Origin of the sequence: Streptomyces sp. CB02366 (assembly GCF_001905905.1) — a bacterium.
GTDB lineage: Bacteria > Actinomycetota > Actinomycetes > Streptomycetales > Streptomycetaceae > Streptomyces.
On the sequence record NZ_LIVT01000003.1, the window covers coordinates 136,001 to 155,670 of the forward strand.

Annotated in this window: 17 protein-coding genes; 7 read left to right on the plus strand and 10 right to left on the minus strand. The window is 73.7% G+C overall.

Annotated elements, in window-relative coordinates; all coding sequences use genetic code 11:
* Window positions 1-4: 4 nt before the first annotated feature.
* Both AMK24_RS09200 and AMK24_RS32600 read right to left on the minus strand, forming a co-directional pair.
* Window positions 5-1,267 (minus strand): beta-ketoacyl-[acyl-carrier-protein] synthase family protein, encoded by a 1,263-nt coding sequence (locus tag AMK24_RS09200; RefSeq protein ID WP_073766964.1) that lies wholly within the window; start codon window positions 1,265-1,267, stop codon window positions 5-7.
* The gene (locus AMK24_RS32600; RefSeq protein WP_384579787.1) at window positions 1,264-1,503 is read right to left on the minus strand and encodes an acyl carrier protein; all 240 of its coding nucleotides are present in this window, start codon (window positions 1,501-1,503) and stop codon (window positions 1,264-1,266) included. Before AMK24_RS32600 ends, AMK24_RS09200 begins: the two co-directional genes overlap by 4 nt.
* A 328-nt stretch (window positions 1,504-1,831) precedes the next feature.
* Here AMK24_RS32600 and AMK24_RS09210 point away from each other — a divergent pair, with 328 nt between their 5' ends.
* From AMK24_RS09210 to AMK24_RS09220, 3 genes are all read left to right on the plus strand, one after another.
* Complete coding sequence (locus tag AMK24_RS09210) at window positions 1,832-2,278, plus strand: nitroreductase family deazaflavin-dependent oxidoreductase (RefSeq protein ID WP_073766965.1); 447 nt, start codon at window positions 1,832-1,834, stop codon at window positions 2,276-2,278.
* Window positions 2,279-2,499: 221 nt separating this feature from the next.
* Window positions 2,500-3,231, plus strand: coding sequence for a nitroreductase family protein (locus AMK24_RS09215; RefSeq protein ID WP_073766966.1), 732 nt, complete (start codon window positions 2,500-2,502; stop codon window positions 3,229-3,231).
* A 259-nt stretch (window positions 3,232-3,490) separates the two neighbouring features.
* Window positions 3,491-5,044: a peptidoglycan-binding protein gene (locus tag AMK24_RS09220; protein ID WP_073766967.1), complete on the plus strand. Its 1,554-nt coding sequence runs from the start codon at window positions 3,491-3,493 to the stop codon at window positions 5,042-5,044.
* An 83-nt stretch (window positions 5,045-5,127) separates the two neighbouring features.
* Here the strand turns inward: AMK24_RS09220 and AMK24_RS09225 are convergent, their stop codons facing one another.
* From AMK24_RS09225 to AMK24_RS09250, 6 genes are all read right to left on the minus strand, one after another.
* Window positions 5,128-5,799: a hypothetical protein gene (locus AMK24_RS09225; RefSeq protein WP_073766968.1), complete on the minus strand. Its 672-nt coding sequence runs from the start codon at window positions 5,797-5,799 to the stop codon at window positions 5,128-5,130.
* 62 nt (window positions 5,800-5,861) lie between these two features.
* Window positions 5,862-7,004 (minus strand): XdhC family protein, encoded by a 1,143-nt coding sequence (locus AMK24_RS09230; protein WP_073766969.1) that lies wholly within the window; start codon window positions 7,002-7,004, stop codon window positions 5,862-5,864.
* A gap of 40 nt (window positions 7,005-7,044) precedes the next feature.
* On the minus strand, window positions 7,045-8,502 hold the full coding sequence (locus AMK24_RS09235; protein ID WP_073766970.1) for an NCS2 family permease: 1,458 nt from the start codon (window positions 8,500-8,502) through the stop codon (window positions 7,045-7,047).
* A 352-nt stretch (window positions 8,503-8,854) separates the two neighbouring features.
* Complete coding sequence (locus AMK24_RS09240; protein WP_073766972.1) at window positions 8,855-11,269, minus strand: xanthine dehydrogenase family protein molybdopterin-binding subunit; 2,415 nt, start codon at window positions 11,267-11,269, stop codon at window positions 8,855-8,857.
* Window positions 11,266-11,865, minus strand: coding sequence for a (2Fe-2S)-binding protein (locus AMK24_RS09245; RefSeq protein ID WP_073766974.1), 600 nt, complete (start codon window positions 11,863-11,865; stop codon window positions 11,266-11,268). The genes AMK24_RS09240 and AMK24_RS09245 overlap by 4 nt, the downstream gene beginning before the upstream one ends.
* 2 nt (window positions 11,866-11,867) lie before the next feature.
* Entirely contained in the window at window positions 11,868-12,758 is an 891-nt protein-coding gene (locus AMK24_RS09250) for an FAD binding domain-containing protein (RefSeq protein ID WP_073766975.1), read from the minus strand.
* 326 nt (window positions 12,759-13,084) lie between these two features.
* Between AMK24_RS09250 and AMK24_RS09255 the strand changes: the two genes are divergently transcribed.
* Together AMK24_RS09255 and AMK24_RS09260 are read left to right on the plus strand one after the other, a co-directional pair.
* Window positions 13,085-14,827, plus strand: coding sequence for a PucR family transcriptional regulator ligand-binding domain-containing protein (locus tag AMK24_RS09255; protein WP_073766976.1), 1,743 nt, complete (start codon window positions 13,085-13,087; stop codon window positions 14,825-14,827).
* A 170-nt stretch (window positions 14,828-14,997) separates the two neighbouring features.
* Window positions 14,998-15,780 carry a hypothetical protein gene (locus AMK24_RS09260; protein WP_073768713.1) on the plus strand — a complete coding sequence of 261 codons (783 nt, stop codon included), beginning with the start codon at window positions 14,998-15,000 and terminating at the stop codon, window positions 15,778-15,780.
* Between the two features lie 258 nt (window positions 15,781-16,038).
* Here the strand turns inward: AMK24_RS09260 and AMK24_RS09265 are convergent, their stop codons facing one another.
* Window positions 16,039-16,848 carry a GntR family transcriptional regulator gene (locus AMK24_RS09265; protein ID WP_073768715.1) on the minus strand — a complete coding sequence of 270 codons (810 nt, stop codon included), beginning with the start codon at window positions 16,846-16,848 and terminating at the stop codon, window positions 16,039-16,041.
* 146 nt (window positions 16,849-16,994) lie between these two features.
* Here AMK24_RS09265 and AMK24_RS09270 point away from each other — a divergent pair, with 146 nt between their 5' ends.
* Window positions 16,995-17,843, plus strand: a complete 849-nt coding sequence (locus AMK24_RS09270) for a (2Fe-2S)-binding protein (protein WP_073768717.1) — start codon at window positions 16,995-16,997, stop codon at window positions 17,841-17,843.
* A 192-nt stretch (window positions 17,844-18,035) separates the two neighbouring features.
* The gene (locus AMK24_RS09275; protein WP_073766977.1) at window positions 18,036-19,139 is read left to right on the plus strand and encodes a DUF2637 domain-containing protein; all 1,104 of its coding nucleotides are present in this window, start codon (window positions 18,036-18,038) and stop codon (window positions 19,137-19,139) included.
* A 24-nt stretch (window positions 19,140-19,163) separates the two neighbouring features.
* Here AMK24_RS09275 and AMK24_RS09280 read toward each other — a convergent pair whose 3' ends face one another.
* Window positions 19,164-19,541: an ATP-binding protein gene (locus AMK24_RS09280; protein WP_073768719.1), complete on the minus strand. Its 378-nt coding sequence runs from the start codon at window positions 19,539-19,541 to the stop codon at window positions 19,164-19,166.
* Between the last annotated feature and the right edge of the window lie 129 nt (window positions 19,542-19,670).

Consider the following 19,670-nt stretch of genomic DNA (forward strand, 5'->3'; position numbering starts at 1 on the left):
TCCGTCAGGCCTTGGTGAGGACGAGCGCCGCGTTGTGGCCGCCGAAGCCGAGCGAGGTCTTGACGGCGCAGTCGAAGGAGGCGCCGCGGGCCTCCTTGGCGACGGCCTCGATCGGGATCTCCGGGTCGGGCGCGTCCAGGTTGACGGTGGGCGGGACCAGTTGGTGCTGGAGGGCGAGCACGGTGAGCGCGGTCTCGATGCCGCCCGCCGCACCGAGGGTGTGGCCGGTCATCGCCTTGGTGGAGGTCACCAGGGGGCTCTCGCCCAGGACCCGGCGCAGCATCGTCGCCTCGATCAGGTCGTTGGAGAGCGTCGAGGTGCCGTGGGCGTTGACGTGCCCGACGTCGGCCGGGGAGAGCCCGGCGTCCGCGAGCGCGGTGCGCAGGGCCCGTTCGATGCCGAGGCCGTCCGGGTCGGGGGCGACGGCGGAGAGCGCGTCACTGGTGGCCCCGTAACCGCTGACGTGGGCGCGGACGGCGGCCCCCCGGGCACGGGCGTGTTCCGGGTGTTCCAGGACGAGGAGCCCGGCGCCCTCCCCCACGACGAAGCCGTCGCGGTGGGTGTCGAAGGGGCGGCAGGCGGCGGCGGGGTCCTCGCGGCGGGTGGAGACGGCCTTGAGGCTGCACGCACTGGCGATCAGGAGCCGGGTGCAGGTGGATTCGGCGCCGCCGGCGATGACGATGTCGCACGCCCCGGAGCGGAGCATCTGGTGGGCGGTGCCGATGGCGACGGTGCCGGAGGAGCAGGCGGTGGAGACGGCCTGGCTGGGTCCGTGCACGCCGAGGTCCAGACTGACGCTGCTGGCCGCGCCGTTGACGACGGTGAGCGGCGCGAGCTTCGGGGAGACCCGCCGGGGGCCCCGGGCCGCGAGGACGGCCTGCTGCTCGTCGTAGAACGGCAGGCCTCCGTGGGCGGAGCCGATGACGACGCCGACGCGTGCGCTGTCCCAGAGGGACGGGTCCAGTCCGGCGTCCGCGACGGCCTCGCGGGCGGCGATGACGGCCAACTGGGCGAAGCGGTCCATCAGCCGCTGGGCGGCCACCCCGAGAATCGCCCCCGGGTCGCAGTCGGTGACCGAATAGAAGAAGTCGCACGGCAGTCCGGCCAGTTCGGGCCGGGGTCCGACGGAGGGCACGAGGTGCTCGGTGACGCCGCGCCAGGCGGCGTCCGTCCCCGTGCCGGCCGCGGTGACCAGGCCGACGCCGGTGACGGCGGCGGCGTACGGGGGGAGCGGGCGCCGGCGGTGGGGTCCGGCGGTCGCGCTCATGCGGAGACCTTCCCGTGGACGACCTCGACGAGGCGGCCGACGGTGTCGCGCGAGGTGAGCACGGCGTCCTCCAGGTCCACGTCCAGCCGGTCCTCGATGAGCAGCCGCAGCTCCTCCAGCGCGAGGGAGTCCAACCGCAGTCGGCGCAGCGGGGCCTCGGGGCGGACGGCGTCGGGGGCGGTTCCGAACCTGGTCACCAGCAGCGTGCGGATCTCCGTCCACGTACCGGTTTCCACGAACGCCCCGGCCTCCACGGACGTTCCGGTCTCCGCGGACCCGTCGGCCACTTCCGACGTGCTGATCTCTTCCGACGTGCTCATTCGGCTCTCCTGGGCTCGGTGACGCGGTGACGCCTGCCGCGTGGTGAGGGGAGTGGGGGAGGGGCCATCGGGGGACGCCGGCTGCTCCGGAGGACATCTTTATACGCCTTCGCGGGCGAGTTCCCGGCCCCCGTTCCCCCGTGCGACGGGAGTGCTGCGCAGGTGTACGAATTCGGGGCGCGGCGGCAGGGGTGCCAGGATGGGGCTCAGCCCGTACCGGACGGCACGACCGAAGGAGACGCCCATGACGGCCGAGCAGGACGGCACCGCCGAGGTCATCCCCAGCCCCGCCGCATGGGTCGCCCGGCAGGCCGAGCTGTACGAGTCCTCCGGCGGCACGCAGGGCACCACCCAGCTCGGCGTCCCCTGTCTGCTGATGGACTACGTGGGGCGGCGCAGCGGAGCGGTGCGGCGCACGGTGCTGATGTACGGGCGGGACGGCGAGGACTACCTGATCGTGGCGTCCAACGGCGGCTCGGACCGGCCTCCGCTGTGGTACCTGAACCTCCAGGCGGAACCGGAGGTCGAACTCCGGGTGGGAACCGAGCGGTTCGGGGCGGTGGCGGCGACGCTTCCCGCCGAGGAGAAGGCGCGGGTGTGGCCGGGGCTGGTGGAGCTGTTCCCGCGCTACGGCGAGTACCAGGCGGGCACCGAGCGGGACATCCCGGTCGTCCGGCTGACCCGGCGCTGAGGCGGAGGCCGGGCGCCGGGCGGCGGCAGCGGGCGGCGGCGGACCGAAGGCGCGGACCGGCGGCGACGGCTCGACGGCGGCGACCCGGCGACGACTCGGGGGGCGGCTCGGGGGCGCCTCGGGGGTGACGGCTCGGCACCCCGTCCGAAGCCGCATATGCCTCGGACAAGGCCGCCGGGAGCCCTTCTGGAGCTCCGCTCCGCGCCGTAAACTCCGCGATCATGACCATGGAAACGGTTCGCCCCGACCCGTCCGCCCTCGGCGGCCCCGCCCTCTTCGACACCATGTCCACGATGCGCGCCATGCGCCGCCTCAAGCCGGACCCGGTACCGGAGGAGACGGTCGAGCAGCTGATACAGGCGGCCGTCTGGGGCCCCAGCGGCGGCAACATGCAGCGGTACGAGTACGTGGTGGTGACCGACCGCGAGGTGATGGCGCGGCTCGCCCCGCTGTGGAAGCGGTGCGTCGACGCGTACCTGGCGACGACCGGGAAGCACGCGCCCCAGGGCATGGACGAGGCGGCGTACGGCCGGATGGTCGCGGCGATCGAGCACCAGCGCGACCACTTCGCCGACACCCCCGTGCTGATCATCCCGTGCTACCGGTTCCCGGAGCCGCGCCTGGACGAGGAGGGCCTGGCGGCCTCGGCGCGCGCGCTCGGCCCCGAGGGCACGCGGCACATGATGGAGACGCAGACACGCTTCCAGGCGCTGGCGGAGGGCTCGTGCGTCTATCCGGGCGTCCAGAACCTGCTGCTCGCGGCCCGAGGTCTCGGGCTCGCGGCGAACATCACCATCTGGCACCTGATGCTGGAGCGGGAGTGGAAGCGGGAGCTGGGCATCCCGGAGGACATGAACACCTTCGCGGCCGTTCCGGTGGGGTGGCCCGCGGGCAACTTCGGCCCCGTCCGGCGACGCCCGGTGGCGGACGTCGTCCACCGCGACCGCTGGTAGCCTCCGGCCGCGCGTCAACCGCGACCCCCTCCCCTGTCGGGTGACGCTCGACGTCACCCGACAGGCTCAGCGCTTCCGTCAACTCCCCAAGTTCTGCAGGATGTTGCCACTCCCAACACCCCAGTCACTCATTGTCATGCACTGCTCATATCGATAGCCTGGCCGCGTTCGTCGACCCTCCGGACCCGTCTCGGGTGCGGGGGCTTTTCTCTTCGCGCGCCACCCTTCCCCCCCACCTCCCCACCGAGCAGGAGCCCTCATGCCCCAACGCACCGCCGCCCGCACCCGGGCCCGCGCCTGCGCCGTGGCGGCCCTCACCGCCGCCGCGCTCCTCGCGACCGGGCACCCGGCGACCGCCGCCCCGCACACGGACACGGCCGGCCGGCTGAACCGAGCCTTCGCGGAGGCGGCCCGCGAGTACGGCGTACCGCGCGACCTGCTGGCCGCCGTCGGCTACGGCGAGTCCCGCCTCGACGGCCACGCGGGCACGCCCAGCCAGGCCAACGGCTACGGCGTGATGCACCTGGCGAGCAACCCGGCCAACCGCTCCCTGGAGAAGGCCGCCGAGCTGACCGGCGCGAGCGCGGCGAAGCTGCGCCGGGACACCGCGGCCAACATCCTCGGCGGCGCGGCCGTCCTGCGCGACCACGCCGACGCGCTGGGCCTGGACGCCGCCGAGCGCCGGGACGTGGACGCCTGGTATCCGGCGGTGGCCCGCTACAGCGCCGCCGGGGGGACGGCCGCCGTCCTCTACGCGGACGCCGTGTACACGTTCCTAGCCCAGGGCGTCTCCGCCACGGTCTCCGGCGGCGAGGAGGTGCTCGTGCCGTCCCGCCCGGTCGCCCCGGACAAGGGCGCGCTGGCGGCGTCCGACGCGCACATCCTCAGCACGGACTACCCGACGGCGCTCTGGGTGCCCGCGTACTCCGGGAACTACGTCGTCGGGCGCAAGGCCGCCGTCGACAAGGTGGTCATCCACACCACCCAGGGGTCGTACGCCGGTTCCATCAGCTGGTACCAGAACCCGGCCTCGCAGGTCAGCGCGCACTACACGATCCGCTCGTCGGACGGCGAGGTGACCCAGTCGGTCCGGGAGAAGGACACCGCCTGGCACGCCGGCTCCGCCAACTCCTCGTCGGTGGGGATCGAGCACGAGGGCTACGTCGACAACCCCGCCTGGTACACCGAGGCGATGTACCGCTCCTCCGCCGCCCTGACCAAGCACCTGGCGGCGCGCTACAACATCCCGAAGAACCGGTCGCACATCATCGGGCACAGCGAGGCGCCCGGCGCCACCCACACGGACCCCGGCCCCAACTGGGACTGGAACCACTACATGCAGCTGATCGGCGGCGATCCGGCCCCCGGCGGCGACGGCCTGACCTTCTCCTCGTACACGACGCAGAAGTCCGGCTCCACCGGCCCGCAGGTCAAGGCGGTGCAGACGCTGCTCAACACCCAGGGGTACGAGGCGGGCGCGGTGGACGGCAGCTTCGGGCCCACCACCACGAGCGCGGTGCAGGCGTTCCAGCGGGCCCGTTCGCTGGTGGCCGACGGCACGGTCGGCCCGAAGACGTGGACGGCCCTGCTGTCCGCCGGGACGACCCCGGCGCTGGCGAAGGGCGCGTCGGGCGACGCGGTGAAGCGGCTCCAGCGGGCGCTGACGGCGGCGCTCGGCACCCCGGTGAACGCGGACGGCAGCTTCGGGCCGGCCACGGAGACGGCGGTGCGCAGCTACCAGACCGGCCGCGGTCTCACCGTCGACGGCAAGGTGGGCCCGGCCACCTGGGGAGCGTTGCAGAGCGGGAAGTGAGCACGGCCCGGGCGGCCCCTCCGCGCCCGCGGGGAGGGGCCGCCCGGGGCCTCGGCCGACGCTCCCGGGGGGCGCCCGGAACATCACTCCCCCGCGTCGGCCGGATACCCGATCTCCTCGACGTCCTCGGCCAGGTCGGCCAGCACCCGTTCGGGGTCGAGCGCGGCGACCACCGCCTCGGTGAGCGGCCTGAGCGCGTACACATGCCGTACGGCTTCGAGGTCGACGGAGGTCTCGAAGTAGTCCTCGGCCCACTCCCGGTAGGACTCGGGGGTTCCGGTGACGAGGAGGTGGAAGAGCCAGTTCGCCCCGTCGGCGTCCTCCCCCTCCTCCGGGAACTCGACGGGCCCCGCCCGCCAGCGGTCGTCTCCGCTCTCGCGCCAGAGGCAGGCGGTGACGACGGGCAGGCCGGACTCGTCGCAGAACGAGGGCTCGTCCACGTACCGGCGGAAGACGGCGGGCACCTCGTCGAGCACGCCGGGCCAGGGGACGTCGTCCACGGAGGGGCTCATCGGGGATTCGTGGTCGAAGCCGCGCGCGTAGGCCCCGGCGGCGGAGAAGACCACCGAGTACTCCCCGCCCGACCCGTCCCGCATCGAGGCCATCGCCTCGGTCGGCGACCACCGCGCGTCGAAGCCGTGCCAGCGGTGGTCCCACTCGGCGCACAGGATCGCGTCGAGCATCGCCAGGGATCGGCAGCGGTCGGAGAGGGTGGATATGCCCGGCAGCCTGCGGGCCACGTCGTGAACGCTCATACGCTCATCCAACCGCACCGGCCGAGGCGCCCCGTACCTGGTCCCGTGCCCGGAAGGGACGTTCAGGCCACCGGCGCGAGGGGCTGTCCGCCGGTGTCGTGGTGGATGGGGGTGTGGGCCCCGGTGAGCGGTACGCCGCTGCCGCCGCGCCGGACCGCGACGATCTCGGCGGCGATGGACAGGGCCGTCTCCTCCGGCGTACGGGCGCCGAGGTCGAGGCCGATCGGCGAGTGGAGCCGGGCCAGTTCGCGGTCGGTGAGGCCGACCTCGCGCAGCCGGTCCTCGCGCTCCAGATGGGTGCGGCGCGAGCCCATCGCGCCGACGTAGGCGACCGGGAGGCGCAGGGCGGCCTCCAGGAGGGGCACGTCGAACTTGGCGTCGTGGGTGAGGACGCAGAGCACCGTACGGGCGTCGGTGGCCGTCCCGGCGAGGTAGCGGTGGGGCCAGTCGACGACGACCTCGTCGGCCTCGGGGAAGCGGGCGGCGGTGGCGAAGACCGGGCGGGCGTCGCAGACGGTGACCCGGTAGCCGAGGAACTTCCCGGCCCGCACGAGGGCGGACGCGAAGTCGATGGCGCCGAAGACGATCATGCGGGGCGGGGGGACGCTGGACTCGACCAGCAGCTCGACGGGCCGGCCGCACCGGGAGCCCTCCGCGCCGATGGCGAGAGGTCCGGTGCGGCCGGCGTCGAGCAGGGCGCGGGTCTCGGCGGCGGCGGTACGGTCGAGCGCCGCATCGCCGCCGAACCCGCCCTCGTAGCTGCCGTCGGGGCGGACCAGGAGCGGGCGGCCGAGCAGTTCGGCGGGTCCGTCCGTGATCCGGGCGAGCGCCGCCGCCGTCCCCTCGGCGGCGGCCGCGAGGGCGGCGGCGAACAACGGGCGGGCGGGGTCGTCCACCCGCAGCGGCGTCACCAGGATGTCGATGACGCCGCCGCAGGTCAGGCCGACCGCGAAGGCGTCCTCGTCGCTGTAGCCGAACCGTTCGCGGACGGACCGCCCGTCCTCCAGGGCCTGGCGGCACAGCTCGTACACCGCCCCCTCCACGCAGCCGCCGGAGACCGAGCCGACGGCCGTGCCGTCGCGGTCGACGGCGAGGGCGGCGCCGGGCTGCCGGGGCGCGCTGCCGCCGACCGCCACCACGGTGGCGACGGCGAACTCACGTCCCTGCGAGACCCACCGGTGCAGCTCTTCGGCGATGTCCAGCATGCGTGTCTCCTCGGAGGGTGAAGGGGGCGGGGCGGGCGCGTCAGTGGACGCCCAGCCAGCTCTCGATCGGGTTGAGGGCGAAGAAGACGGTGAAGACCACCGTCAGCCCCCACATGAAGGCCCCGACCTCGCGGGCCCGTCCCTGGGCGAGTTTGATGGCGCTGTACGAGATGACGCCCGCGGCCACACCGGTGGTGATGGTGTAGGTGAAGGGCATCAGGACCACGGTCAGGAAGACCGGGATGGCGACCGAGCGGTCGCCCCAGTCCACGTGCCGGGCGTTCTGCATCATCATCGCGCCGATGACGACGAGAGCGGCGGAGGCCACCTCGGTCGGGACGATCGCGGTGAGCGGGGTGAAGAAGAGGCAGGCGGCGAAGAAGAGGCCGGTGACGACGGAGGCGAGCCCGGTCCGGGCCCCTTCGCCGACGCCGGTGGCCGATTCGACGAAGACGGTCTGGCCGGAGCCGGAGGCGACGCCGCCGATGACGCCGCCCGCGCCGTCGATGAACAGCGCCTTGGACAGGCCCGGCATCCGGCCCTTGTCGTCGGCGAGCTTCGCCTCGGCGCCGACGCCGATGATGGTGGCCATCGCGTCGAAGAAGCCGGCCAGCACCAGGGTGAAGACGATCATGCCGACGGTCATCACGCCGACGTCGCCCCAGCCGCCGAACTCGACGTTCCCGAAGAGCGAGAAGTCGGGGGTGGAGACCGCGCCGCCGGTGAGCTCCGGCGGACCGCTGCTCCACGCCTCGGGGTCGATGTCCACGATCGCGTTGACCGCGATCGCCACCACGGTGCCGACGACGATGCCGATCAGGATCGCGCCGGGGACGTTGCGCGCCTGGAGCATGAAGATGAGCAGCAGGGTGACGCAGAAGACGAGGACGGGCCAGCCGGCGAGTTCACCGGCGGGGCCGAGGGAGACCGGGGTGGCCTTGCCCTGGTGGACGAAGCCGGCCTTGTAGAGGCCGATGAGGGCGATGAAGAGCCCGATGCCCATGGTGATGCCGTGCTTGAGCGCGAGCGGGATCGCGTTCATGATCAGCTCGCGGAGGCCGGTGACCACCAGGAGGCAGATCACCGCACCGTAGACGACGCACATGCCCATGGCCTGCGGCCAGGTCATGGCGGGCGCGACCTGCGAGGCGAGCACGCCGGAGACGCTGAGTCCGGCGGCGAGCGCGAGCGGCACCTTGCCGACGAAGCCCATGAGCAGGGTCGTGGCGGCGGCGGCGAAGGCGGTCGCGGTGATCAGGCCGGGCTGGCCGAGGAGGTTCCCCTCGACGTCCTCCCCGCCCAGGATCAGCGGGTTGAGCAGGAGGATGTACGCCATGGCCATGAAGGTCGTGACGCCGCCGCGCAGTTCGCGCGCGACGGTCGATCCCCGTTCGGATATGTGGAAGTACCGGTCGAGCCATGATCTTCCGGCGGGGACGCGCGAGCCGGGGCCCGCCTCCTCCGGACTGGTCTTCGGTTCCACTGACTGCTGGGTCATGATGCCTGACTCCCAAGGTTCACAGGGGCACCCGCCTGGAGATTCCTGAATGCGGGATTTGGGATGACCGCGTCGGCCGCACGACCCGGGGACGGCCGGGACGGAGTGGTGAGGCAGAACGGATGTGCCGGAGGCACGGATGGTCCGTGGGGCGTGCCGTGCCCGGGGGCACGGCGGTGAGGAACCGCGAGCGGTGCGGTACTCGGTGGCTCCGGGCGGTGCGGGGTGCGGAGAAGTGTGACGTTCCCGGCGTCGCGCACCGCCCGGAGGGTCCGGGGGGCCGCCCGGAGGGTCCGGGGGCCGTTCGCGGGGCCGCCGGGCGGACGGCCGGTGGGGCCCGCCCGGCGGACCGTCAGGTGCCGGTGAGGTGTTCGGGCCGCACCGGTGTCCTGTCGAGCGCCAGGCCCGTCGCGTTCCGGATCGCCGCGAGGACGGCCGGGGTGGACGAGAGGGTGGGGGCCTCGCCGATGCCGCGCAGCCCGTAGGGGGCGTGCTCGTCGGCGAGTTCGAGCACGTCGACGGGGATCGTCGGCGTGTCGAGGATGGTGGGGAGCAGGTAGTCCGTGAAGGACGGGTTGCGCACCTTCGCGGTCTTCGGGTCCACGATGATCTCCTCCATCACCGCGACGCCCATGCCCTGGAGGGTGCCGCCCTGGATCTGGCCGAGGACGGAGAGCGGGTTGAGCGCCTTGCCGACGTCCTGGGCGCAGGCCAGTTCGATGACCTTGACCAGGCCCAGTTCGGTGTCGACCTCGACGACGGCGCGGTGGGCGGCGAAGGAGTACTGGACGTGGCCGTTGCCCTGTCCGGTACGCAGGTCGAAGGCTTCGGTGGGCCGGTGGCGCCATTCCAGCTCGACGTCGACGACCTCGTCCTCCAGTACGTCGGCGAGATCGGCCAGGACCTCGCCTCCGTCGGTGACGACCTTGCCGCCCTCCAGGAGGAGTTCGGCGGTGGCCCAGGCCGGATGGTAGGAGCCGAACCTGGTGCGGCCCAGCTCCAGGACCTTCTCCCGGACGGCTTCGCAGGAGTTCTTGATCGCGCCGCCGGTGACGTACGTCTGCCGGGAGGCGGAGGTGGATCCCGCGGAGCCGACGCGGGTGTCGGCCGGGTGGATGACGACCTGGTTGACGCCGAGTTCGGTGCGGGCGATCTGGGCGTGGACGGTGACGCCGCCCTGGCCGACCTCCGCCATCGCGGTGTGCACGGTGGCGACCGGCTCGCCGTTGATCACCTCCATCCGGACGCGGGCGGTGGAGTAGTCGTCGAACCCTTCGGAGAAGCCGACGTTCTTCAGACCGACCGCGTAGCCGACGCCGCGCACGACGCCTTCGCCGTGGGTGGTGTTGGAGAGTCCGCCGGGCAGCGCCCGGACGTCGACGGAGGCGCCGTCGCTGCCAGCGGTCAGCCACTCCTGCTCGGGCGGCATCGGCCGGGCCTTGACCCGCCGCAGCAGCTCGGCGACCGGGGCCGGCGAGTCGCAGGGCTGGCCGGTGGGCAGCAGGGTGCCCTGCTCCATGGCGTTGAGCTGCCGGAACTCGACCGGGTCCATGCCGAGCTTCGCGGCGAGCTTGTCCATCTGCGCCTCGTAGGCGAAGCACGCCTGGACCGCGCCGAAGCCGCGCATCGCGCCGCAGGGCGGGTTGTTGGTGTAGAGGGCGACCGCCTCGATGTCGACGTCCTCGATCCGGTACGGGCCGACCGAGAGCGAGGAGGCGTTGCCGACGACGGCCGGGGAGGCGGAGGCGTAGGCCCCGCCGTCCAGGACGATGCGGCACTTCATGTGCGTGAGCTTGCCGTCCTTGGTGGCGCCGTGCTCGTAGTGGAGCTTCGCCGGGTGGCGGTGGACGTGTCCGAAGAAGGACTCGAACCGGTTGTAGACGATCTTGACCGGCTTGCCGGTCCGGAGCGCCAGCAGGCAGGCGTGGATCTGCATCGAGATGTCCTCACGGCCGCCGAAGGCCCCGCCGACGCCGGAGAGCGTCATGCGGACCTTGTCCTCGGGCAGGCCGAGGACGGGGGCGATCTGCTTGAGGTCGGAGTGCAGCCACTGGGTGGCGACGTACAGCTCGACGCCGCCGTCCTCGGAGGGCACGGCGAGGCCGGACTCGGGGCCGAGGAACGCCTGGTCCTGCATGCCGAAGGTGTACTCGCCGGTGACGACGACGTCGGCGCGCTTCGCGGCCTCGTCGGCGTCGCCGCGGACGATCGGCTGCCGGTGCACGATGTTGGGATGCGGTACGTGGCCGATGTGGTGGTCGTCGCGGTTCTCGTGGACGAGGACGGCGTCGGGTGCGGTCGCCGACGCCTCGTCGGTGACGACGGGCAGCTCCCGGTACTCGATCCTGATCTTGGCGGCGGCGCGGCGCGCGGTCTCCGGGTGGTCGGCGGCCACGAGGGCGACCGGTTCACCGTGGTGGCGGACCTTGCCGTGGGCGAGGACCGGGGTGTCCTGGATCTCCAGGCCGTAGTTCTTCATCGCGGCGGGCAGGTCGTCGTAGGTCAGGACCGCGTAGACCCCGGACGTCGCGAGCGCCTCGGAGGTGTCGATGGAGACGATCTCGGCGTGCGCGACGGTGGAGCGCAGCGTCTGCCCCCACAGCATGTCCTCGTGCCACATGTCGGAGGAGTACGCGAACTCGCCGGTGACCTTGAGGGTGCCGTCGGGGCGGAGCGTGGACTCGCCGATCCCGCCCTTCGTGGGCGAACCCTGGGTGATCCCGGTGGGCGTTCCGGCCGGTACGTACCGGGTCTGGGGCGTCGTCATGACCGGTCCGCCTCTCCCTGGCGAGCGGCCGCGAGGCGGACCGCGTCGAGGATCTTCTCGTACCCGGTGCAGCGGCACAGATTGCCGGAGAGCGCCTCGCGGATGTCCTGGTCGGACGGGGAGGGGGTGTTCTCCAGCAGCTCGTCGGCGGCGACCAGCAGGCCGGGGGTGCAGAAGCCGCACTGGACGGCTCCGGCGTCGATGAACGCCTGCTGGATCGGGGCCAGTTCGACGGCCTCGCCGGCCTGGCCGTCGGTGGGCCGGGCCTGCCACCGCTGGGCGGCGTCCAGGGTGGTGCCGCACGCGCCGGAGGCGCAGCCGCCGCCGGGGTGGGCGTCCTGGCGGTGCTTGGCGTAGTCGGCGAGGCCCTCGACGGTGACGACCTCGCGGCCCTCGACCTGGCCGGCGGCGACGAGGCAGGCGCAGACCGGGACGCCGTCCAGGCGGACCGTGCAGGAGCCGCATTCGCCCTGTTCGCAGGCGTTCTTGGAGCCGGGCAGGCCCATGCGCTCACGCAGGACGTAGAGGAGGGACTCGCCCTCCCACACGTCGTCGGCTTCCTGCCGACGGCCGTTGACCGTAAAATTGACTCGCATGGTTACGCGGCTCCTTCCAGCGCGCGGCCCGCGCCGCGGTACTGCTCCCAGGTCCAGCCGAGCGTGCGGCGGGCCATGATGCCGACCGCGTGCCTGCGGTACTTCGCCGTACCGCGTACGTCGTCGATCGGGTTGCAGGCGCCGGAGGCGAGGGCGGCGAACTGCTGGGCGATCGACGGGGTGATGATCTTTCCGTTCTCCCAGAAGCCGCCCTCCTCCAGCGCGGCGTTCAGGAACTCCTCGGCCTCCTTGGCCCGGATGGGCGTCGGGGCGGCGGAGCCGATGCCGGTGCGCACGGTGCGGGTCTCGGGGTGCAGGGCGATGCCGAACGCGCAGACGGCGATGACCATGGCGTTGCGGGTGCCGACCTTGGAGTACTGCTGGGGTCCGTCGGCCTTCCTGATGTGCACGGCGCGGATCAGCTCGTCCGGTTCCAGGGCGTTGCGCTTGACGCCCGTGTAGAAGGCGTCGATGGGGATCAGCCGCTTTCCGCGTACGGACTCGGCCTCGACCTCGCAGCCGGCGGCGAGCAGGGCCGGGTGGGCGTCGCCGGCCGGGGAGGCGGTGCCGAGGTTGCCGCCGACCCCGCCGCGGTTGCGGATCTGCGGGGAGGCGACGGTGTGCGAGGCGAGCGCCAGCCCGGGCAGCTCGGCGCGCAGGTGCTCCATGATGCTGCTGTACGGCACGGAGGCGCCGAGACGTACGTTCTCCCGGCCCACCTCCCACTCGGACAGCTCACCGATCCGGTTCAGGTCCAGGAGGTACTCGGGCCGCCGGTGGTCGAAGTTGATCTCGACCATGACATCGGTGCCGCCCGCGATGGGCACAGCCGTGGGGTGCTCGGCCTTGGCTGCGAGCGCCTCCTCCCAGCTGGCGGGGCGAAGGAAGTCCATGAGTGGCTCTCTTCTCGATCGGGTGGTTCGCCGGGACTGGGGACGGCCGGCCCTCGACTGGGCGTTCATGCGGTGTTCACGTGGTGTGTGACCCAGTACACAAGCCGGGCCCCGGCCGGTGCAGTCACCGAAACACCGAAGCAGTTGGCTGGTCTCCGTCCTCGTCTTGTAGATTCGAACGAATGGCGGAGGTTCGTCATCTCTCCGCAATTCACAGGTACCCCTTCGACCCACCCCTCCCCCGCCCCACGGCCCCCTTCACCCCCTCGCGGCCACCGGCCCCACCCCTTCACCCACTCCTTCCACGAAAGATCGGCGGCGACGAGATGCGGCTGCGCGCACTGCTGGAGACCGACGCGCTGGGCCTCCGGCTGCTCGGCGGCGAGGACGAGCTGGACCGCACGGTCCGGGGCGTCATGACGACCGACCTGCGCGACCCCAGCCGCTACCTCTCCGGCGGCGAACTGGTGCTCACGGGCCTCGCCTGGCACCGGGGCGCCGCGGACTCCGAGCCGTTCGTCCGGATCCTCGCGGGCGCGGGGGTGGCCGGTCTCGCGGCCGGCGAGGCGGAGCTGGGGGACGTTCCCGCCGATCTGGTGGAGGCGTGCCGGCGCCACCGCCTCCCGCTCTTCGCGGTGCACGAGACGGTGGCCTTCGCGACGATCACCGAACACGTCGTACGCCAGGTGTCCGGCGAGCGGGCCGGGGACCTGGCGGCCGTGGTGGACCGGCACCGGCGGCTGATGACCTCGGGCCCGGCGGGCGGCGGCCCCGATGTGGTGCTGGACCTCCTCACCTCCGACCTGGACCTGCGGGCCTGGGTGCTGTCCCCCACCGGCCGCCAGGTCGCCGGGGCGGGCGCCCCGCTGCCGGGTCCGCTGGGCACGGCGCTGGCCGGCCACCACCTGGCCGCGACCCGTGCCGGCCGCCGGGCCCCGCACCGGGCGGCCGTCGCCGGTACGACGTATGCGCTCTTCCCGATCCGGAACACCGGCCGGGGCTCGGCGCCCGCCCGCGACGTACGGGAGTCGGTCCTCTCCGACTGGCTGCTGGCGGTCGAGGCGGACGCCTCGGACTGGCCCGCCGCCCGCCTCGACCTGCTCCAGGGCGTCACCCAGCTGATCGCGGTCGAGCGGGACCGCCGCGACGCGGCCCGTGCCGTACGCCGCAGGCTCGCCCAGGAGGTGCTGGAGCTGGTCCAGGCGGGAGCCGCCCCCGCGGAGATCGCGGCCAGGCTGCGGGTCGCCGCGCCGGTCCTGCTGCCCGGCCTCGGCGCCGCCCCGCAGTGGCAGGTCGTGGTGGCCCGGGTGGACTGGAGCGCGGCGGGCGGGCCGGCCGCCGCGGGCGGCATCGCGAGCGGCCCGGTGGCGCAGGCGCTGCTGGAGGAGATCCTCGTCGACCCGGCGGTCGGCGGCCCCGACTCGGCCGACCGGATCGCCGTCGCCCACACGGGCGAGGAGGCCATCGCGCTGGTGCCGCTGCCCGCGCCCGCGGATCCGCCCTCGGACGCCGGGGAGGGCGCGGACGGGGCCGCGGCGGACGGCGCGGACGCCGAGGCGCTCCCCGGGGAGCCCGGACTCCACGCCGAGGCGCTGCTCGCCTCCGTGCGCGAACCGCTCTCGGCCGGACTGGGCGACGACGGGCGGCTGACACTCGGTGTCAGCGCGGCCGTGCACTCCGCCGAGGGGCTGCGCGGCGCGCTGGAGGAGGCCCGGCACGCGCGGCGGGTGGCCGCCGCCCGGCCCGGCCGGGTCTGCGCCGCCGGCCACCACGAACTGGCCTCGCACGTGCTGCTGCTGCCGTTCGTCCCCGACGACGTCCGGCGCGCCTTCACCGCCCGGCTGCTGGACCCGCTGCGCGACTACGACCGGCGCCACCGGGCGGAGCTGATCGAGACGCTGGAGGCCTTCCTGGACTGCGACGGGTCATGGACCCGCTGCGCGGCCCGGCTGCACCTGCACGTCAACACCCTGCGCTACCGCGTCGGACGAATCGAGCAGTTGACGGGGCGTGACCTTTCGCGCCTGGAGGACAAGCTCGACTTCTTCCTCGCCCTGCGCATGAGCTGACGCTCCGGCGGGGGACGGGGCCGCCGGGCCCGGAGCGCTCCCGCCGATTGTGAAATATTTCACCTGACATCGTCCGGACCCCTTGGCCCGGAGTGCCCATCCGTGCTGAGATGCGCCGTACCCAACAGCACGACGGCGCGCTCGGGGAGGGCAATGTGGCGCATACCGCCATGTCTGGTTCCGGAACGACAGCAGATGACGATCCGCCGCTCCAGACCGCGGTATGGCGGCTGCGGTCCCGCGCCTGCTGGACGGACGCGGCCGCCCTCCTGGAGCACCACGCGAGCACCGACGCGGCGGCCGCCCTCCAGCGCACCGCGCTGCTGACCGAGCGGTGCCTGTACACGGGACAGGGCTGGACCGAGGCGGAGGACGCCCTGCGGACGGCGGAGGCCGTCGCCCGCAGCGACGACGAACGGGGCTCGGCCGCCTCGGAGCGGGGTCATCTGGCGTACGCCTCCACCCTGTTGGCGGTACGGGACCGGGCCGACGAGGCGAGCGTGGCGCTCAGCCGGTCGGCGGCCCTGCTGGCCCCCGCGTCTCCGGCCCGTCCGCTGCTGGACTTCCGCCGCGGGCTGATCGCCCAGAACATCGCGGAGTCGCCGCAGTCGGCACGGGCCGCGTTCCGCCGGGCGCACGCCGGTGCGGCGGAGCAGGACGACGCGCTGCTGCTGTCGTCCACCTGGCGGCACCTGGCCGCCCTCGACCTGCGCGAGGGGGAGCTGGCCGCGGCCCGGCGGGGATTCGCCGAATCTCTGCGCATCCGCGAGGAGTTGGGGTTCCTGGTCGGTACGGCTCCGGCGCTGATCTCGCTCGCGGAGACGGCGGAGGAACCGGAGGCGGCCCGGCTGCGCGCCGAGGCCGGCCGGCTGTTCCGGCTGCTGGGCGGCGTGCCCACCTGGCTGGCCCCGTACCTGGGGCCGCCCGCGCCGCGCACGGGCGGGGCGGACTGACCCCTCGGAGCGCACCGGCTCCGGCACGGTCCCGTCGTTCGGGCGCGGGCCGGGTGGATACGGGCCGCGCATCCGCTCGACGGCGCGGGTGACGGAGTCGGGGGCGCGGCCTGTACGTATGCGGCCTGTACGTGTGCGGCCCGTGCGGGCGCGACCTGTACGGGCATGACCCGTTGGAGTGCGGGCCGTCCGGGTGAAAGGTGCGGGTGGGGGGGGTGACCGGGGAGGCACGGACCTCCCGGTCCGGGGCTCCTTCCGTCAGCCCGCGGCGCCGGTGAAGTGCTCGCCGACCAGGGCCCGGACGACGGCCAGGTCCTGGGCGACGAGCGCGTCGAGCAGGGCGGTGTGCTCGGAGGCGTCCGCGAGCAGGTCGGCCCGGCGGGTGACGGGGCCCGAGACCGGCGGCCACTGGGCGCGCCGGTGCAGTTCCTCGGCGACGGCCACGAGCTGCCCGTTGCCCGACAGCGCGAGGACCGCGCTGTGGAAGGCCCGGTCCGACTCCGCGTAGGCGGCCAGGTCGCCCACGGCCGCCGCCGCGACCGTGGCGTCCGCCAGGGGGCGCAGGGCGCTCCAGCGGTGCGCCGGGACCGTACGGGCCAGGTCCAGCATCACCGGGACCTCGATCAGGGCCCGCACCTGGGCCAGCTCGGCCAGCTCGCGGGGGCCGCGTTCGCTGACCCGGAAGCCGCGGTTCGGCACGACCTCGACGGCGCCCTCGGCGGCCAGCTGCTGCATGGCCTCGCGCACGGGGGTCGCGGAGACCCCGAAGCGCGCGCCGAGCACGGGGGCGGAGTACACCCGGCCGGGCGCCAGCTCGCCGTCGACGAGAGCGGTGCGCAGGGCGTCCAGGATCTGTCCGCGCACGGAGTGCCGCCGCACGGCGCGCGGCGCGGTCGGCTCGCCGGGAAGGCTCTCACCGCGGGGGCGCCCGCTCCGGGCCCGCTCGGACGCCGGGGCGCGGCCGGGGCCCGGCGCCTGTGCCGGGACGCGCGCCCCGGCCTCCGTGCGTGGGAACACGCCGGGGGCGTACGCCGGACGTGCGCCGTCGTGCGCGCTGCCCTGCTCCACCCGGACCTCCTCCGCCCGCCGCATGCCGGCTCGCGTGGGCCGGACCTCCTGTGCACGATAGAGGGAGAAGGTCGCGGTTCCCGCATCGACGAGATCGGATAAGGTAAGCCTTACCTGCAACCGATCCCGATTCGGTGGTCCCCTGCATGCCCCTCTCCCCGCCGCTCATCGACGCCGCGACGTCACCCGCGGCCGCCGCGTACGCCCGCCTGAGCGAGGTGTTCCCCGGTCTGCGGATCGACGTGCTCGACGGCGACGCCGACGCCCCGTCCGGCGCGGACTGGGTCGGCGCGGCGGAGCTGGCGGCCGGCGGCGGCGCCGTGGACTCCTTCCTCGCCTGGGACGAGGCCCAGGTGCTGCGCGACTACGGGCAGCAGGCCCGTCCGGACGTGGTGGCCAGCTTCGGACTGCACCGGTACGCCTGGCCCGCCTGCCTGCTGGTGACGGTCCCGTGGTTCCTTCAGCGCCGGGTGCCCCGCGTCCCGGTCGGGGCCGTGTCCTTCCAGCGGGCGCTGGGGCGGCTGGCCGTGCGGGCGGGGGAGTTCGCCTGCCTGCCGGACGACCCGGCCGCCGCGCTGCCCGGGGCCCGGGTCGTCCCGGACGAGGCGGCGCTGCGGGCCGAGGTCCTGGACTCCCTGGCCGAGCACCTCGGTCCGGTGCTGGAGGGCTTCGGACCGCGCATGCGGCGCGGGAAGCGGGCCCTGTGGGGGATGGCGACGGACGAGATCGTCGAGGGCCTCTGGTACATCGCGCACCTGCTGAGCGAGGAGCGCCGCGCGATGGCCGAACTGGAGCTGCTGCTCCCCGGCGCGACCAAGCCGTACGCCGGCGGCGCGGGCTTCCGGGAGCTGACCGGGCCCGAGGGGCAGTCCCTGCCGACCCGGGACCGGGCGAGCTGCTGCCTGTTCTACACGCTGCGGCCCGATGACACCTGCGTCACCTGCCCGCGTACCTGCGACGCGGACCGGGTGCGGAAGCTCGCCGCGGCTTCCTGATCCACACCGCCCTTCCGGAGGACGGGAAATCGAACGCGACTCTGTCCGATCGGCCGGGCGTTCGAGAAATTTCCACCCATCGATAGCACCTCCCACCCCCATGGCGTGCTCTTGTCCCGAAACCACCGGAGCGGCACGGTAATTCCGTCACGATGGCGCACGAAACGCCCTACGTGACGCAAGGGACCGCGCATGAGACTGACCGACATATCGCTTGACTGGCTGCTTCCGGGCGCCGTACTGCTCGTGGGAGTCATGGCGGCGGTGACGGTGGTCGCACGCGGCAAGCGTGCCGCCGGCAAGGCCGCGGCGGCCGACGACTCCTGGGAACGCAGCGAGGAACGCCGCAGACGCAAGGAGGCGCTGTACGCCACCGCCTCGTACGTCCTGCTGTTCTGCTGCGCGGCGGTCGCCGCCGCGCTCTCCTTCCACGGGCTCGTGGGCTTCGGCCGGCAGAACCTGAACCTCAGCGGCGGCTGGGAGTACCTGGTCCCGTTCGGACTGGACGGGGCCGCGATGTTCTGTTCCGTGCTGGCCGTACGGGAGGCGAGCCACGGAGACGCGGCGCTCGGCTCCCGGCTGCTGGTGTGGACGTTCGCCGGGGCCGCCGCCTGGTTCAACTGGGTGCACGCGCCCCGGGGCATGGACCACGCGGGCGCGCCGCACTTCTTCGCGGGGATGTCCCTCTCGGCCGCGGTGCTCTTCGACCGCGCCCTGAAGCAGACCCGCCGTGCGGCGCTGCGCGAACAGGGCCTGGTGCCCCGTCCGTTGCCGCAGATCCGGATCGTCCGCTGGCTGCGGGCCCCCCGGGAGACCTTCGGCGCCTGGTCGCTGATGCTCCTGGAGGGCGTCCGCACCCTGGACGAGGCGGTGGACGAGGTGCGGGAGGACCGCAAGGAGCAGGAGCAGACCCGGGTGCGCCGCCGGGAACAGGCCAAGCTGGACCGGGCCCGCATCAAGGCCCTGAACCGGCAGAACCGGGCCTGGGGGCGCGGTGTCCGGGGCGGGCACCAGGTGGACGCGCCCGCCCTCGCCCCGTCGTCGGCGGGCTCCGCGCCGGCCGTCACGGAGCCCGCCATAGCGGAGCCGGGTCAGCTGCCCCTGCGACCCCGGCCATCCCTGCAAGCCGTCGGCCCGAAGCAGGCGGACGGCCCGGGTTCGAAGAGCCTGGACGCCCCCGACCGGGGAAGTGACCCGCGGACCGTCGACCTCACCGCGGAGGACGACACCCAGACACTTCCCCGGCTGGACTCCCTGGAACAGAAACTCAAGGATCTGGAGCAGCAGTTCGGCTGATCCCCTCGTGCGGCGGAGGGCCCCTCAGGGCCTTCCGCCGTGCAGTTCGAACCAGACGACCTTGCCCAGGGCCTGCGCTTCCACCCCCCAGGCGTCGGCCAGGCTCCGGACCAGGAGCAGTCCCCTGCCGTGCGTACCGTCGTCGGCGTTCGGTACGTACGGAGCGGGCAGGTCCTCGGACGCGAAGTCCTGTACCTCGACGCGGAGGCGGGCGGGCGTCGCCGTGGCGGTGACCACGGCCCCGTGCCTCGTGTGGATGAGGGCGTTGGTCACCAGTTCGCTCACCAGCAGTTCCGCCGCCTCGGTCTGCTCCCGCCCGGAGCGGTGCTCCAGGAACTCCCGCAGCTCCCGGCGGACTTCCCCCACCGCGGACCGGTCGGCGTGGCCGACCCTTCGGCGCATCCGGGCCGGCTGCGGCGCATCGCCCGGTCTGCGCCCCCGGGGGCCGCGCACCTCGACGACCCCGGCCCTCTTCTGACGCTTCGTCATTTCCCCCGCCCGCACAGTCGCCTACCCCCTCCGGTCCGGCCG